Origin of the sequence: Bergeyella porcorum (assembly GCF_042427575.1) — a bacterium.
Lineage (GTDB): Bacteria > Bacteroidota > Bacteroidia > Flavobacteriales > Weeksellaceae > Bergeyella > Bergeyella porcorum.
The window spans coordinates 1-15,919 of record NZ_JBHMFD010000013.1 but is presented as its reverse complement, the minus strand read 5'-3'; the positions used below and the strand labels follow the sequence as shown (position 1 = coordinate 15,919).

General features: G+C 37.4%; 16 protein-coding genes. 7 read left to right on the top strand and 9 right to left on the bottom strand.

Annotation, left to right across the window (positions count from 1 at the left end; all coding sequences use genetic code 11):
* Positions 1-100: 100 nt before the first annotated feature.
* From ACFFUE_RS08165 to ACFFUE_RS08145, 5 genes are all read right to left on the bottom strand, one after another.
* Entirely contained in the window at positions 101-619 is a 519-nt protein-coding gene (locus ACFFUE_RS08165; protein ID WP_376834329.1) for a DUF4252 domain-containing protein, read from the bottom strand.
* Between the two features lie 82 nt (positions 620-701).
* Positions 702-2,771 carry a TonB-dependent receptor plug domain-containing protein gene (locus tag ACFFUE_RS08160; protein ID WP_376834327.1) on the bottom strand — a complete coding sequence of 690 codons (2,070 nt, stop codon included), beginning with the start codon at positions 2,769-2,771 and terminating at the stop codon, positions 702-704.
* A 31-nt stretch (positions 2,772-2,802) separates the two neighbouring features.
* On the bottom strand, positions 2,803-4,056 hold the full coding sequence (locus ACFFUE_RS08155; RefSeq protein ID WP_376834325.1) for a DUF4252 domain-containing protein: 1,254 nt from the start codon (positions 4,054-4,056) through the stop codon (positions 2,803-2,805).
* A gap of 19 nt (positions 4,057-4,075) precedes the next feature.
* Positions 4,076-4,711, bottom strand: coding sequence for a hypothetical protein (locus tag ACFFUE_RS08150; protein ID WP_376834323.1), 636 nt, complete (start codon positions 4,709-4,711; stop codon positions 4,076-4,078).
* On the bottom strand, positions 4,686-5,195 hold the full coding sequence (locus ACFFUE_RS08145; RefSeq protein WP_327983950.1) for a GFO_1088 family ECF-type sigma factor: 510 nt from the start codon (positions 5,193-5,195) through the stop codon (positions 4,686-4,688). Before ACFFUE_RS08145 ends, ACFFUE_RS08150 begins: the two co-directional genes overlap by 26 nt.
* A 193-nt stretch (positions 5,196-5,388) precedes the next feature.
* Here ACFFUE_RS08145 and ACFFUE_RS08140 point away from each other — a divergent pair, with 193 nt between their 5' ends.
* A complete protein-coding gene (locus tag ACFFUE_RS08140; protein WP_327983949.1) occupies positions 5,389-6,576 on the top strand; it encodes a carboxypeptidase-like regulatory domain-containing protein in 1,188 nt (395 codons plus the stop codon).
* A gap of 31 nt (positions 6,577-6,607) precedes the next feature.
* On the opposite strand, the gene ACFFUE_RS08135 is transcribed toward ACFFUE_RS08140, so the two are convergent.
* Both ACFFUE_RS08135 and ACFFUE_RS08130 read right to left on the bottom strand, forming a co-directional pair.
* Positions 6,608-7,768: a GlmU family protein gene (locus ACFFUE_RS08135; protein ID WP_376834320.1), complete on the bottom strand. Its 1,161-nt coding sequence runs from the start codon at positions 7,766-7,768 to the stop codon at positions 6,608-6,610.
* Between the two features lie 85 nt (positions 7,769-7,853).
* On the bottom strand, positions 7,854-8,105 hold the full coding sequence (locus tag ACFFUE_RS08130; RefSeq protein ID WP_327611620.1) for a type B 50S ribosomal protein L31: 252 nt from the start codon (positions 8,103-8,105) through the stop codon (positions 7,854-7,856).
* Positions 8,106-8,322: 217 nt separating this feature from the next.
* On the opposite strand from ACFFUE_RS08130, the gene ACFFUE_RS08125 reads away from it, so the two are divergent.
* Positions 8,323-9,648, top strand: coding sequence for a hypothetical protein (locus ACFFUE_RS08125; RefSeq protein ID WP_376834316.1), 1,326 nt, complete (start codon positions 8,323-8,325; stop codon positions 9,646-9,648).
* Positions 9,649-9,713: 65 nt separating this feature from the next.
* Here ACFFUE_RS08125 and ACFFUE_RS08120 read toward each other — a convergent pair whose 3' ends face one another.
* The gene (locus tag ACFFUE_RS08120) at positions 9,714-10,298 is read right to left on the bottom strand and encodes a Uma2 family endonuclease (RefSeq protein ID WP_327983945.1); all 585 of its coding nucleotides are present in this window, start codon (positions 10,296-10,298) and stop codon (positions 9,714-9,716) included.
* 129 nt (positions 10,299-10,427) lie between these two features.
* Positions 10,428-10,901 carry a hypothetical protein gene (locus ACFFUE_RS08115; RefSeq protein WP_376834314.1) on the bottom strand — a complete coding sequence of 158 codons (474 nt, stop codon included), beginning with the start codon at positions 10,899-10,901 and terminating at the stop codon, positions 10,428-10,430.
* A 93-nt stretch (positions 10,902-10,994) separates the two neighbouring features.
* On the opposite strand from ACFFUE_RS08115, the gene ACFFUE_RS08110 reads away from it, so the two are divergent.
* From ACFFUE_RS08110 to ACFFUE_RS08090, 5 genes are all read left to right on the top strand, one after another.
* A complete protein-coding gene (locus tag ACFFUE_RS08110) occupies positions 10,995-11,354 on the top strand; it encodes a helix-turn-helix transcriptional regulator (RefSeq protein WP_327983943.1) in 360 nt (119 codons plus the stop codon).
* A gap of 90 nt (positions 11,355-11,444) precedes the next feature.
* On the top strand, positions 11,445-11,771 hold the full coding sequence (locus ACFFUE_RS08105; RefSeq protein ID WP_376834312.1) for a nucleotide pyrophosphohydrolase: 327 nt from the start codon (positions 11,445-11,447) through the stop codon (positions 11,769-11,771).
* Positions 11,771-12,988, top strand: coding sequence for a 3-phosphoshikimate 1-carboxyvinyltransferase (locus tag ACFFUE_RS08100; protein ID WP_376834310.1), 1,218 nt, complete (start codon positions 11,771-11,773; stop codon positions 12,986-12,988). The genes ACFFUE_RS08105 and ACFFUE_RS08100 overlap by 1 nt, the downstream gene beginning before the upstream one ends.
* Positions 12,989-13,052: 64 nt before the next feature.
* On the top strand, positions 13,053-13,850 hold the full coding sequence (locus ACFFUE_RS08095) for an SDR family oxidoreductase (protein ID WP_376834308.1): 798 nt from the start codon (positions 13,053-13,055) through the stop codon (positions 13,848-13,850).
* A 33-nt stretch (positions 13,851-13,883) separates the two neighbouring features.
* Positions 13,884-15,488 (top strand): BamA/TamA family outer membrane protein, encoded by a 1,605-nt coding sequence (locus ACFFUE_RS08090; protein WP_376834306.1) that lies wholly within the window; start codon positions 13,884-13,886, stop codon positions 15,486-15,488.
* Positions 15,489-15,919: the final 431 nt, after the last annotated feature.

Below are 15,919 nucleotides of genomic sequence, written 5' to 3'. Positions count from 1 at the left end.
CGACACCGAAATAATCCGATGCCGTTTTTAAATGGAAATGTTTGTTGAATGTATATTATAAAAGTGTTGTTTGTTAGCAAATAGAACCCATTAGAATTCTTCAATTCTCATTAAACCGAATCCATTTTTCAATGTTTTTATTTTCGGAATACTGTACCGCTTTAGAGATGTCCTCCGCTGTAAAATTCCCTTTCATATCAATGAATACCAGCTCACGGTCTCCATTTACCGCTATCAGAAGTTGCTTAATATCATCCCCTTTTTGCTTTACAGAAAAGTTCACCAGATACCCACCATTCTTCACCGTTATCCAATCTTCAAATTGATATTTCTTGGTAGAAGTCGCTATCTTTTTAATCTTTTCAGCATTTTCAGATTGTATGGTTTTAATTTTAATGCTAGAAATTTTATTGACCAAAGCAATCATCTCTGGGCTTTCACCTTCTTGCCTTAAAGATTTTTTCATCGCTGGTTTTGCTATCCACATCGGCACCTTAATATTGATGACTTGTGCACCATTCATTTCTTCCTCCTCCAGATATTCAGCCTTAGGATTGGTAGAGATACAAGATTGCAACATCAATAAACTGAATAGCGTAAAAAAGATATATCGTTTCATATTGTTTAATAGTTTTTGTTAAATATCAGATTCTTAAAATTTCGTTTTAATAAAAGTGATTCATTCTTCTTACCTTAAAATCTTAAAAAGTTGCTGCCGGTGCAGTAGAATTATTAAGTTTTTTCTGGATTTGTAATTTTTTACCCGAAGAAAAATCATAACTCATACCTAGTACAAACATATTTTTGTTGTTATAAATATTCGAGATTCTCTCATTTCTAACAATGCTTCCCTCCAAAGTTTTATTGTGATAATGCGAAGGCGTTCCAAGCCAATAAAAACCAGCGTAAACCGAGAAATCTCCTTTTTTATACTGAACAAATAAATCATTATTATTTTCATCTAGACTTAAAAAAGCCCCACTGATTTGGTAAATTGGCAAATTAAATCGATAAAATATCGTAAAAGACTTTATCTCAGAAATAAAAGCGAAACTGCTTCGCACGAAACTATTATTAAACACCCTGCCGTCATTAACTTTTAAACGCATATTTACCGGCTGGACAAAAGCCTGAATTTTTAAAATATTATTCCCAAATGGTTTATAAGAGCCACTCACTTGAATTCCACCCTCATTAAAATCCGCATTTTGATAGGTTAATGCGTAGCCATTCGTTTCTGTATCGGTCACAAAAATCTCTGCAAAATATCTATCTACTCTGTTATAAAATGCGTTCACATTTACATCCAACTTCTGACCACCGTAAGAATAAATTAAATTATTTCTGAATAAATGTTGCGATTTCAAATAGGGATTTCCTCGCTGAACAATGTTAGGAACAATTTGGCTAATATTACTGCTTAACGCAGATGCCCACGGACTATTTGAAGTATAACTACTTGTAAATCTAAAACTTTGGTTCTTTTTCAAATCATAACTCAATACCAATTTCGGCGTTGGTGCCCAATCGTCCTGCGTAGTTTCAGCACTTTTGTTATGGATATTCGTTACCCCAATTCCTAAACGATAACTTAATTTGTTCCATTTTCCAGAGTATTCTGAATAAAGATATTGTGTTAAATAATTCACATTGTAATGAGATGCACCAAGCAGGTTTACCAAATCATTGGATATCGCCGTATTGGAAATACGATAGCCAGAGCTCAGTTTACCTTTCTCAAACTGATGCGTATATGCAATCTCACCAACAATACCCGTTTGTTTTGCCTTCAGATTCATATCATTATTAAAGATATCTACATTGTCAGCAATACGCCACTCGTGGTCAAACTGCGAGGAATTGGTAGTGTAATGCGAACCAATTAAATTAATACTCAATTCGTCTTTCTTCCCAATATTTTTAGAATAGTAAAGGTCTAAAGTTGGTGCGGTATAAGCAGAATTGCTATTGTGAATGGTGCTATGGTTTTCCGATAAATTATCTTTAGTAAAAACGCTTTGCCCTAATCCTTTGTTGAAGCTTGAGTTAATAAAAACACTCCCCTTCGCTTGAAAAGTGTAGTTACCAGGATCGACATTCGCGTATCTCAAAGCGATATTTTGGTTAGTGTAGCCGAAGTGGTCTTTCTGCTGTTCGGTGGAATTGTAATGGCTTCCGTTCAGGTTGTAGTCGTAGATTTTATCGACAATTCTATTGTCATAATCCCTCAAATTAATGGAGTATTCCAAACCGAAATCATTTTTCCCTTTCGTGTAGCCTGCATACGCAGAGCCGTTCACGAAACCCGTTGCCAATGCCGAAATAATATCTGCACCGTAGGAATAACCGACCTCAGGATTTTTGGTAACGATATTCACCACCGTATCGGCTCTTTGCGAATATCTTGCAGGCGGAATGTCAAAATATTCAACCCTTACCACATTGGTGGGTGCGATGCTTTTAATTTGATTATCGCTAGCTTCAATGCCGTTAATGAGAAACAAAATTTTCCCGCCTTTAATGCTTGTTACCGTGTTGCTTATCGGATCGAGTTGGAGTTCCGGAAGTGTTGTCAGCAAATCCTTAGAATGCCTTGCCTTTTCCAGAGCTTCTTTATCAAAAGTATAATTGGCGTGGTCGGCAAATTGCTTTTTACGCTGAGATTTGATTAAAACCTCCTGAATGTCTTTCGTGGAAAGAGAATCTTTTTTCTCCTGAGAATAGGCAAAAACGGAGGTTATGACCAATGTAGATAAAATGAGCTTTTTCATATCACTAAATAGTTTTTTTCTTCAATATTTGCTATTTACTAATGCTCTCCACCGTTCCCAAATGACTCTTGATATTGGTTTTTAATGTTTCATTAGCAATATATTTTACGGATGCTGTGGTGGATACATTAGCATCCAAAGATTGGATAGCGTGTAGGGTAATACTGGCTGCAGAAGACGCCTCCACCTTAGCCTTATCGGTTTTCAGCTCTCGGGCATTGATTTTTCCTGCACTTGAAATCTGATAATCCGCTGTATGAACATCCCCTTTCAATGTAAGGCTTGCACCACTTGTAGCATTAGTTTTCAGCATATTAGCTTTCAGATTCAGAGCAATTTCCCCTCCAGAACTAGCATCAAGATTAAGCTCTTTGCGGGTTTCTACTTCCGCCATAATGCGTCCTCCCGAAGATGCTTTAGCACTAAACTTCTCTGCTGCAATTCGATTTTGAGCTTTGAAATTTCCTCCCGAAGATACCGCTACGCTATTCAGTTGTGGTGCCGTAATATCCACCACTATTTTTCCAAGAATCAAGTTTTGAACACTGCCATTATGAACAAAAACTTTTAATATCCCGTTTTGAACCTCCGTTTTGATATATTTCAGATGAGATTCTTTTGCCGTAACTTTCACTTCTGCAGTGCTGCCCGATGTGAAATTCACCATAATGCCATTACTCACTTCTATCCCTTGGAAGGCTCCCACTTTTCGGTTTTCTACCTTCTGTGCGGCAGACTTCGGCTGAGAAGATTCTTTGGAAGAAGCCTGTAAGTCATCAGTCAATTGATTAATGGCATCCATAGAAATTTTACCATCCAGAAACATCAGCACACTGCTACCTTCGGTATTGATATTCAGCAAAACATCTTTCAGTACGCCATCCAGAGCATCGGTAGATAAGATTTTCACTTTACTATCCTTATTGTTCACGGTCATCAGTTCCTCATAACTTAGGTTTTTCAAAGTTTCATTGATTTCCGACTGCAATTTATCCACATCCAAAGTTTTGGTTTTAGAGGAAGAGGTACCTTTTTCTTGGCTATTATCAACAATCATAATTTTCATTCCATTGATTTGCTCCAATATCGGTTTAAGCTCTTGGAAATCCGCATCAGCAATATTGAGTTTATTCAACATCTTGAACATCGGTTTTGCGATAACAATGGTAGTAACTTCCTCATTGTCTTTATATTTCTCAAACAATTGGTCAACATTTGTTTTCTGTGCCAGTAGCATCTGAACACCGCAGAACATCAAGGTTAAAGCTAAAATTATTCTTTTCATTTCGTGTGATTTTAAAGGGTTAATAGTCGTCATTATTATTAGTAGATACGGAGGCAATGGTTTCAGAAACCTTATCAGATAGCACCTGCAAAGAGTAGCGGGTAACTTCCATTGCTTCTTCTTCATTTTTTATTTTTTGTCCATTAATGATTACAAAATCTTCCTGATATTCCGTAGATTTTGCTTCTTTATTTGGCTGAGTAGCAGCATATCTCTGTCTGATATTTTTCTTGATTCGCTCTCGCTTTGGCAGGATTTTATTCATCACTTGTTCTGCTTCTTTTTCCGCTGTAGGGTGCTGTATTGCAGAGTCCATTGGGAGAACGGTGGCAGAATCTTGCAAAGTTTCTTGCTGCCACGCTTCCGAGTCTTTTTTCCAAACTTCCTCTTTCGTTGCTATCATTTGCTCTGGAGCAACAGCATTGCTTTCATTTTTTTGAAATAGGAAAAATACCCCCAAAATTACGGCAATGCTCGCCGCCAAACCTATGATTTTATACCGCAACTTTAGGGGTTCTTTCCTCTGTATTGGGATAATTTTTTCCTCCTTGGCTTCCACTTCTTTCAAGAAGTCTTCAAAGTCCCAATTCATTTTCTCCTCTTTTATGTCTTGGAGAATTTCGGTGTATTTATCTTGTGGTGATTGATTTTTCATAATGCATCAGTTGGGTGATTTGTTCTTTAATTTTCTGTCTGGCTCTCATCAGATTAACTCTTACCGCATTGTCTTCCATTTCCAAAATCTCTGCGATTTCGCTCACTTCGTACTCTTCTACATCTTTTAGATGAATGACCATTTTTTGTTTTTCTGGTAGTGCATTGATGAGTTTTATGATTTCGTCTTTCAGGTTATTCATTTCTGGGCGATAGGTAGCGTCTTGATGCATTTCAAAACTGGCATAGTTCCATTTTACTTCCTCGTGTTTCAGCCTATTAAGGCATTCATTCTTCACACACCGCAGAATGTAGGTTTTGGGATGCTCCATTTGGGCAAGTTTTTCCTTGGTTTGCCAAAATTTCATCATCAGTTCTTGCACAATATCTTCTGCCTCATCATTGCTGAGTACGAAACGCTTTGCAAAACGATACATTTCATCTTTCAAGACAAATATGGTATGTTTAAAGGTTTCGTGGGTCATTATTCTCTTGTTTTACATATAAGACAACTCAGCGGAGCATTTCATTACATCGAAAATAAGATTTTTTTTGAAAAAATTTTTAAATTCATTGAGTTTAAAATACAATAAATTGAAAATCAAATAATTACAAATAAATTAGGATGCAAAAAAAAATCATTAAATTTAAGCTCTGAAAAAGTTAATAATTCTACCGATGAGATTTTTATTGATTATGGTTTCGTTTTTCAGTCTTACACTGAATGCTCAGAGTATTTTTGGAAACATTGTTAGTGAAAACGGAAAACCCATAGAGGGCGTTTCGGTTTATATTGATGGCTCTGCAAAGGCTACTCAAAGTGATACTTCGGGAAATTTTGAAATGATGATTTCCAATTTGAAGTTGGGTAATTTAGTCTTTAAAAAAGAGGGTTATGAAACCATAATCCATCCTTTTAATGCCAATAAAAATCAGAAGTTAAAAGTTATTTTATCCAAAGAAACCTTAATAGAAGAGGTGAAACTCCTGCAGTATTCTGACCGATTGTACGATAGGTTTATCCATCGCTTTTTAGATGAATTTTTAGGAAGCAATCGCGATGGGGTTACCATAAAAAATCCTAAAACTCTCATTTTTGCCTTTGATAAAGAGCAAAATATCATCCGTGCAAAAGCTAAAAAACCACTCCTTATAGAAAACCGATGGCTAGGCTACACCATTGAATACAATCTGATTTCCTTTGCCATAGACAACCAACAGAAAATGACCACCTATACTGGGACTTCATTCTTCAAACCAATGAAAGGCGGTGCCAAAAATCAAAGAGCTTGGCATATCAATAGACTGAATGCATACTATGGTAGTGCTATGCATTTTTTTCGCTCGGCATACCATCAGCAATTGGATAAAGAAGGGTTCATTTGCAATCGCATTGTAAAAATTCCCAATAAAAACTACCCTTCTTTGGAAGAACAACAAATGGTAGAAAATTTCAGGGCATCCTTTATCAAGAGTAATCCATCGCAGATTGTATTGCAAATTCCAAATGAAATCTCGGATATCCAATCTCGAATGAGAAAAGAATCGCCCTATACCCTAGCACTTACCGAGCATAAAGTTCCCATAGAAAAATTGATTACAAAAAATGACAATGAAACCATTTTCCGCTTTGAAGATTTATTAGGTGTGGTCTATCCAAAATACACCTACCGATGGGCAAATAATAAAGTGATAAAATCTGAAATCCCTATCCACATCAGCACAATGATAGAAACCAATGGTAAGGCATTCATACTAAGCAGAGAAGGTAATTACACAGACCCCGACCAAATGCTTTTCCACGATGATTGGGCGAAAGATAAATTACAAGTGCTTCTCCCTTTGGATTACGAAGTGGAAGAATAAAAATTGCCTCATCTCTGAGGCAATCCGTTATTTAGAAGTTTTCAAATACATATTTCAAAATCGCTTTATCCTCTTCGGTGAGGACTACGCTTCGCCTTGCCATTGCCCGTTCTGCCACTTCATAAGCCTTTTCTAGCTGAAACTTTTCATCTCCTTTCATTCCTCCCCAAGAAAAACTTTCTACCAAGTTGGGCGGGAATCCAGATTTGAAAATATTAGCAGCCACTCCCACTACCGTACCAGTATTCAGCTGTGTATTGATAGCGGTTTTAGAATGGTCCCCCATAATGAGCCCTGCAAACTGGAGTCCTGTTTTGGCAAATTTCTTCTGCTTGTAGTTCCATAGTTTCACCTCTGCATAGTTGTTTTTCATATTGGAGGAATTGGTATCTGCCCCAAAGTTGCACCACTCTCCTATTACAGAATTCCCCACGAAACCATCGTGCCCCTTATTAGAATAGCCAAAAATCACAATGTTATTCACCTCTCCGCCTACCTTAGAATGTGGCCCAATGGTAGTCGCTCCATAAATTTTAGCCCCGAGATTAAACTTAGCCCCCTCGCACAATGCAATAGGCCCTCTAAGGTGACAACCTTCCATCACCTCGGCATTCTTCCCGATGTAGATTTTCCCCGTTTTGGTATTAAGTGTAGAGAATTCCACCTGTGCCCCCTCTTCTATAAACAAATCCTCCCGATTGCCCAAGAATCCATTGGTTTCAGAAAGTGGCTGTGAAGTTTTACCTTGAGTTAAAAGTTCAAAATCAAAATCAATGGCTTTATCATTGTGAGAAAACAAATCGGTAGGTTGCTTAAAGATGATAACCTCCTCTTCCAAATCCGTCATTGTCTCTATTTGGCTAAGACTGAAATTCGCCATATCCACACAAGCTGCAATCAATTCATCTTGATATACCAAGGCTTCGCCTTGTTTCAAGTTTTGGATTTGCTTTAACACCTTTTCTGTTGGAAGGAAATTAGGTACAATGAACAGACTCAATTCCCCCTTGGGTTTAGGAAATTTACCTTGAAGGTAATCCTCGGTAATATAAGATACGGTATCTATACTAAGGAGTTTTTGCCAACGCTCTGCAAAGGTGAGCATCCCACATCGCATATCCGCAATAGGTCTAGTGAAAGTAAGCGGAAGAAAATCTTCCCAATATTGTGCGTCTGAAAATACAAGTTGCATCTTTTGTTTTTTTATTGTGGTAAAATTACAACAAAAAAGCCTTTCCAAGGATGGAAAAGCTTTATATGTTTACAAAATCCGATAATTACTTAGCGAATTTTTTGTATTTGTTCATAAATTTATCTACTCTACCAGCAGTATCTACCAACTTCACTTTACCAGTGTAGAATGGGTGAGAAGTAGAAGAGATTTCCATTTTAATCAATGGGTAAGTTTCACCTTCATACTCGATAGTGTCTTTAGTTTCTGCTGTAGACTTGCAAAGAAACATCTCGTCGTTACTCATATCTTTGAAAACAACAAGTCTATAATTCTCAGGGTGGATTCCTTTTTTCATAACTTTTTAAATTTCTAAAATTTTAATTTTGAGTGTTTTGACGAAATGGTAATGGACATTTCATCAGGTAAAATTTAGGTTGCAAAAATAAGAATATTTTTTAAACTTACAAATTTTGTTTGTATTTTTTTACACCACTCACTTCCACTTCCTTTCCTTAAAAATAACATCTGAGTTTTCTTTAAAAATCTTATCTTTGAAACATAAAAATAAACCGATGAAGATAAAGCCCACCCTCCTTTTTATATTCGGCATTGTAACCCTTGCTTTGGTGGCGTGCCATAGAGACGATATTTCTTTTGATACCCCTACCCAGCAATTGGCATTTTCCAAAGACACGCTGGTGCTAGACACCGTTTACAATCAGGTGCGGTCTGAGACTTATGCCGTGAAGGTCTATAACCGCGAGGACAAAGACATCAAAATTCCCCGAATTTCCTTAGAAGGCGGCACAACATCTCCCTATCGCATCAATATCGATGGAAAATCTGGTACGGAGTTTAGCAACATCCCTCTAAGGAAAAAAGACAGTCTCTACATTTTTGTAGAAATTGCTCCCATTGCCACCGCTACCGAAGCCATTGCAGAAGACAGAATCTTGTTTAGCACCCAGCAACACATCACCCTACTTTCAGTAGTGCAAGATGCAGAATTTTTCGTTCAGACTTCAGACCACCCTAATATCCTTACTCAAAATACCACTTGGGACAATCGGAAAGCGAAAATCATCTATGGCGATCTAACTGTGGCGGAAGGAAAATCATTAACGATAGAAAAAGGAACTAAAGTCTATTTCGCAAAAAATTCTGGACTGAAAGTTTCCAAAAACAGCACCCTGAATATCTCTGGAAGTCTGGGAGAAGAGGTCATCCTAAGAGGCGAAAGAAACGACCCTCGCTATGATACCATCCCTGCCAACTGGAATAGTATTCGCATAGAAGATGGTGCCGTTGCCAATATCCAACACGCTAAAATCTTCGGTGGAACCAATGGTCTGGAGCTGCACAATGCCACGGCTACGGTAAAAAATACCCTTATCCACACCTTCCAAAATTTTGGCATCAAAGCCGTTGCCTCCGCTATAGAGGCTCAAAATTTGGTGATGAACAACTGTGGCGAAGCAGACCTAGGCATCTTTAAAGGAGGGAATATCCAGCTCAATAAATGTACCTTAGCCAACTACTGGCAGATGAATGGTGCTTTACCTGCCTTAGCCCTCTCGGCATCCAACGAATGGACCAACCCTAATGGCGATAAAGAATATGGTGCCCTAACGCTGAATATTCAAAACTCCATCCTCTATACGGGTAGAAGCAATGCCATACAGCTCGCTCCTACCACAGGACAAAGCTTTCAGTACACTTTTACCAACCTCTTATTCAATATGGATAATACGGCAGGCTTTGAGTTTGATGGCAATGCCAACATTTCCAACACCATCAAAAACGAAGACCCGCTGTTCATCAACTATTATATCACCAAAATGAATCTTAGACTGAAAGACAACTCCCCTATCAAGGGTAAAGGCATCGGGGCTTATTAAATGACTAAAAGACGCTTTCGGGCGTCTTTTTTTATTTTATTCATTCTAAATGTCTTTTTTCTCTCTTATTCAAAAATTTCAGCGGTGTTGATTTTCAAGTCTGGGAATTTTTTAGAAATCAAAAACTCTCCTTCTACAAAAGGCTTGTGGGTAACATATCTGCCATTTTCCAAAACATAAATCCAAACAACTTTCTCAGTAGGATGTACAATCCAATACTCTAAAACTCCCGCTTCTTCGTAAAGTGTAAACTTAACATCCATTTCCTTTTTAGAATTTCCTGGCGAAAGGATTTCTATAACCAAATCCGGAGCACCAATGCACCCTCTTTCATCTAATTTCTCAGGGTCGCAAATCACGCTTAAATCTGGCTGAACCACCGTGAATATCTTATCATCTTCCTTGTCCTGCTTAGGGATTCTTACATCAAATGGAGCAGTGTACAACTCGCATTTTTTTCCTTTAAAAATAGGAAAAAGAATCCCGTGTATATTGCCTACTATCTTTTGATGATAACGAGCAGGAGCAGGACTCATTGCTAGAATTTTCCCTTTGAAAAGTTCTATTTTTTCCTTTACCTGCCACAGCAAATAATCTGCGTAAGAATAAGTTTTATTAAGGTCTAATTGATTGATATCCGTAATTGCCATAGCCTCCATTTTTTACAAATATAGGAATTTTGCAAAAAGTGCACCAAACCCCAAATCTGTTTTAATCATCAATTTTTTGATAGATTTATAACAAAAAATCGCTTCACAATTGAAGCGATTTTTTTCCGACTATTGTCTTTTAAGTTCTATTTTAACAAGTTCCGTTTTTCCATCTCCATCATAATCTTCATAACCTTCAAGGTCTAAGTAATCATTTTCTGTCCTTGAAATTGAATAATACAATAGTTCATTATAAGATAGTACCAATTGATTATTCTCATCCAATTTCCATAGGAATTTATAAATATCAGAATAGCAATTTTTATCCAATTCTTTATATTCCTCTTCTTGCCCTGTGCCATCTTTTTTAAATTCAATTGAATTATTAGATGTACATCCATTAATAGCATAATTTTCTAAGACATACCCTTTGTCATAGAAAATTGTTCTTGCTAATATCTTATATTTTTTACCACTAAAATAGTTATCTGTCAGGAACTTTTTGTCATCCTCAACAGAACCACCCCCTCTATCACACGAAACAAATGCTAGGGCAGTCATCAGCCCGATACCTAATGTAAAATTTTTCACAAATCTTGTCATAGCTTTTTTCCTACAAATTTAAATAGAAAACCATCCTAAAATAATTACCTTTAAGAATAAATTATTACCTTTGCTAATAAATATATTCTTATTATGAATGATATTATCAGTAAAAACATTAGAAAGTTTAGAGAACTGAAAGGCTATAGCCAAGAATATATGGCACACGAATTAGACATCACGCAAGCTTCCTATGCCAAGCTGGAAAACAACTCTACTAAAATCAATGTGGAAAGGCTTTTCACCATCGCTAAAGTGCTGGAAATGGATGTAGCCGATATCCTAGAACTGAATAAACAAACGATTTTTAATCAAAACAACAATATAAATGCTTTTGGAAATATAGACCAATTCCATCAAGAAAGTAAAGAAATCTACGAAAAACTTATCCAAGCAAAAGACGAACAAATAGCACTGCTAAAATCCCTTTTGAAGAATTATATTAATGATTAATTAATCTTTTAATCTTTTAATCTTTTAATCTTTTAATCTTTTAATCTTTTAATCTTTTAATCTTTTAATCTTTTAATCTTTTTAATTTTTATGCCCATAACCCAGCTTCAAGACCAAGTAGATGAATGGATTAAGACCGTTGGTGTTCGCTATTTTAATGAACTGACCAATATGGCTATCCTCACCGAAGAAGTGGGCGAAGTAGCCCGCATCATTGCCCGAAGATATGGAGAGCAATCCGAAAAAGAAACTGATAAAACCAAAGATTTAGGCGAAGAATTGGCAGATGTACTCTTCGTTACCCTTTGCCTTGCCAACCAAACGGGCGTAGATTTGCAAAAAGCGTTTGATAATAAAATGAAACTCAAAACCAAGCGAGATAAAGAACGCCACCAAAATAATGAGAAACTAAAATAATGCTAAAACTTCCAAAATCTCAACTCTTAGCCAATAAGACAATTCAAATTTCTGGCTCTAAAAGCGAATCCAATCGCCTTCTGATACTGCAAAAACTTTGGGAAAGTTTCACCATAGACAATCTTTCTAATGCCCAAGATACCGCACTTTTGCAAGAAGCATTAGCCACAGATAATACGGTGATAGACATTCACCACGCAGGCACGGCAATGCGTTTCCTCACCTCTTATTTTGCGGTACAAGAAGGCTGTACCATCACGCTCACGGGGGCGCAAAGGATGAAAGAACGCCCTATCCATCATCTGGTAACTGCCCTTAGAGATTTAGGTGCTGACATAGTGTATTTGGAAAACGAAGGCTTCCCACCGCTTCAAATACACGGTAAAAAACTCACAAAACACAAAGTGAGCATTCCCGCCCATATTTCTAGCCAGTTTATCACTTCGCTAATGCTCATAGGAACCACTATGGAGCACGGCTTGGAACTTCACCTTGTGGGTGCCATCACCTCCCGCCCATACTTGGAAATGACCGTAAAGCTCATAGCCTCTATCATTGGCGAAAACATCACATTTGAAGACAATACCATCCGTATTTTGCCTACTCAGGAAGCTTTACCCATCCAAAATTTCACAGTGGAAAGCGATTGGTCTTCGGCATCGTATTTCTATTCTCTGGCAGCCATTGGAAGAGAAAACATCCAGCTCAACCATTTCAAGAGAAATTCCCTACAAGGCGATTCTGCTTTGGTAAACCTCTATGAGAGCTACTTTGGTATCACTACAAACTTTTCTAATGAAAGCACCATAACCCTTTCACCATTAGAGCATTTCACCTTTCCAGAACGCATCGTTTTAGATATGAATGATTGCCCAGACATTGCCCAGACGCTTTGCGTAACGGCAGCTGCAATGAAAATTCATTTTAAAATCTCTGGCTTAGCAACGCTGAAAGTAAAAGAAACCGACCGATTGGTAGCCCTGCAAAACGAACTATTAAAAATAGGTGTCAAAACTCATATTACCAAAGATAGCATTGAATCTTTAGCCTTTTCAGAGGTTGAAAATCCGATAAGCATCGCTACTTATAACGATCATAGGATGGCAATGAGCTTTGCCCCTTATGCATTAATCCAAGCATTGGAAATTCAAAATCCTGAAGTGGTAGAAAAATCGTATCCTGATTTTTGGAAAGATTTTTTTGCCATCGTGAAATAGTTTTCTATTTTTGATATCAGAAAATCAGCCCTTTGGCTTTTAATACATCAAAACCCTCTGTTCTATGCCACTAACCATCATCATTACAGGAACTTCTACAGGAATCGGATTGAGTTTAGCCGAATATTTCGGGAAACAAGGACACCGCGTCTATGGGCTAAGCAGAAAGACCGTAGAAAACCCGTATTTTACCACCATCTCTACCGATGTTACAGATAAAAACGCCATTGATAATGCCATCCAACAAATTTTAGAAAAAGAAAACCGCATCGACCTCTTAATCAACAATGCGGGAATGGGAATGGTAGGAGCGGTGGAAGATGCTACTAAGGAAGATATTACCCGATTGTTTAATCTCAACCTAATCAGTGCTGTACAGATGATGTCCGCAGTAATGCCTAAAATGCGCGAGCAAAAGAATGGACAAATCATCAATATTTCCAGCATCGGTTCCGAAATGGGCTTGCCTTTCCGAGGTTTTTATTCTGCCTCCAAATCGGCTTTGGATAAGGTAACAGAAGCAATGCGTTACGAAGTTGCCACTTGGAATGTGGAAGTCTGTACGCTTCATTTGGGCGATATCAAAACCAATATTGCCGACCACCGCGTGAAAAGCGAAGTTTCGGAACCCTATAAAACCATTTTTTCAAAAGTTTATTCCCTGATGAATGCCCACGTGAACGAGGGTACAGAGCCATTGGAAGTCGCCAAATACATTGACCGATTAATCCAGAAAAAGCGTTGGAAAGCCCATTATTACTTTGGAAAATTTGGACAAAAAATTGGCGTTCCGCTCAAATGGTTGCTCCCGCAAAATTTTTATGAAGCACTGATGAAGAAATACAGCGGATTGGGCAAATAGGAAAAGAATTAACAAAAAGGTAAAATCAAACCATTGGCTTTTAGAATTGTATCCTTATTTTTTTTTGTTTCTGTGTGGTTTACGGCACAGAAGAGGGAATATGTCCTTATTGACAGCCAAAATCAGGACCGATTTGTAAGAAAAGATTCCGCTTCAGCAGTCAAATTTTTGGATTCCCTCGCCCTGCATCATTATTTCTTCACGAAGCTGATCAAAGTAGAACAAACCGAGCAGAGCACGGAGATTTATTTTGATAAGGGGCACAATTACAATCAAGGTTGGCTAAAGCTTTCAGAAACCATCGCTAAGGATTTGAAGGTGAAATCAGAGTTTTATACCAAAAATATGGATTCTCTAAAACAAGCTATTAATGCTCATTACCATCGGAAAGGATTTGTTTTTAACCGCGTTAATTCCAAATATCTGGGAATGAAACAAGCTACGCCCATTGTTGAAATTTCTTTACAAGCCAATGCACAGCGGAAAATAGATAGTTTTGTTTTTCGCGGATATGAAAGACTGCCCTCTCGTTTTATTCGGAATTTAGAAAAAGATTTCAAAGGAAAAATATACGATGATAAGTCCCTCATTGCCATACAATCTCAGCTAAAAAATCATTCTTTCATCACTTTAGAAAAGCTCCCTCAGACACTTTTTACAAAAGATTCTACCCTAATCTACTTATTTACCCAAAAACGAAAATCTAATACCTTTGATGGTGTTTTAGGCTTTGGAAACAATAATAGTGAAAAAATAAGCCTGAATGGAAGTTTGAATCTTCAGCTTAAAAATATTTTCAACGGCTTTGAAAGCGTCCAATTATTTTGGCAACGAAATCCTGACAACGGGCAGACTTTTAACCTACAAACCGATATCCCTTATCTTTTCAAGTCCAATGTAGGTTTCCGTATGGCGATGAATATCTATCGGCAAGATTCTACTTTTGCCAATGTAAAACTATTGCCCAGTCTGTATTACCAGCTTTCTTCACAGCAAAAAATCGGGATAAAAGGCAATGTGGAGATAGCTTCCGTCTTAGCAAAACAATACAGCAATGCCCGCGAATTTAACAGAAAAGGTATTGGACTTTGGTATGAATATCAACAGCCTACCGAGATAGAACTTTTCAGATATCGCACGCTCATCCGCACCGAAATCGATTGGCTAAAAACCGACTATCCAGAAAATAATATCCAAGATAATATGTTTCGGTATTTCATCTTTGCTGAAAGAAACTTCCATCTAAAGGGCAGTCACTATATCAATACCAAAGTGGAATCTGCATCTCTAATCAGTAAACTCAATCTTCTAGACAATGAGATATTCCGCATCGGAGGTTGGAACTCCCTGAGGGGATTCAATGAAAATTCCATCTTAGGAAATTTCTACGCCTATGGAGGTGCTGAGTACCGCTATCTCATCAACAATCAAGCATTTTTCGATTTCTTTGCTCAGACTGCTATGGTGCAAAACAAAAACCTCAATAGCAATACCCGCTTTTACAGCTTAGGTTTAGGTTTCAACTTTTTTCTTCCTATCGGGCTAATGTCTTTCCAAATTTCCAATGGAAATCAATGGAATACGCCTTTCAACTTCCGAAACACCAAAATTCATTGGGGCATCATAACAAGGTTTTAAATCATTTTCTAATCCACAGTTTGAAGTTAAGGAGTTTGAAGTTAGAGGTTAGAAAAAGCGAGAAGGTTATAGAAGTTAAAGGTCTTTTCTCTTTCTTCAAAACTTAATTTAGTTCAAAAACACCACTTCATCATTCTACATTGTACACTGTACTCCCTTAGCGGTTGATATTTTTTACCACAAAGAAAGCCCCCTAACCCCCGAAGGGGGTAAAAATGCTAATCCTGTTTTCTTTAGTTTTGAAGTTGGTTTATAATTAACAATTTATCATTAACAATTAACACCTTCGCGTTTCTTCGCCGTCTTAGCGGTGATGTTTTTTACCATAGAAGAAACAAAGGTTACGCAGCCTTCGACTCCCGCTATTAGATTTGCATTTCGTAAATTCAGTTATTATTAATGAAAATAATTTCTGAACAACCAGAGGGAAT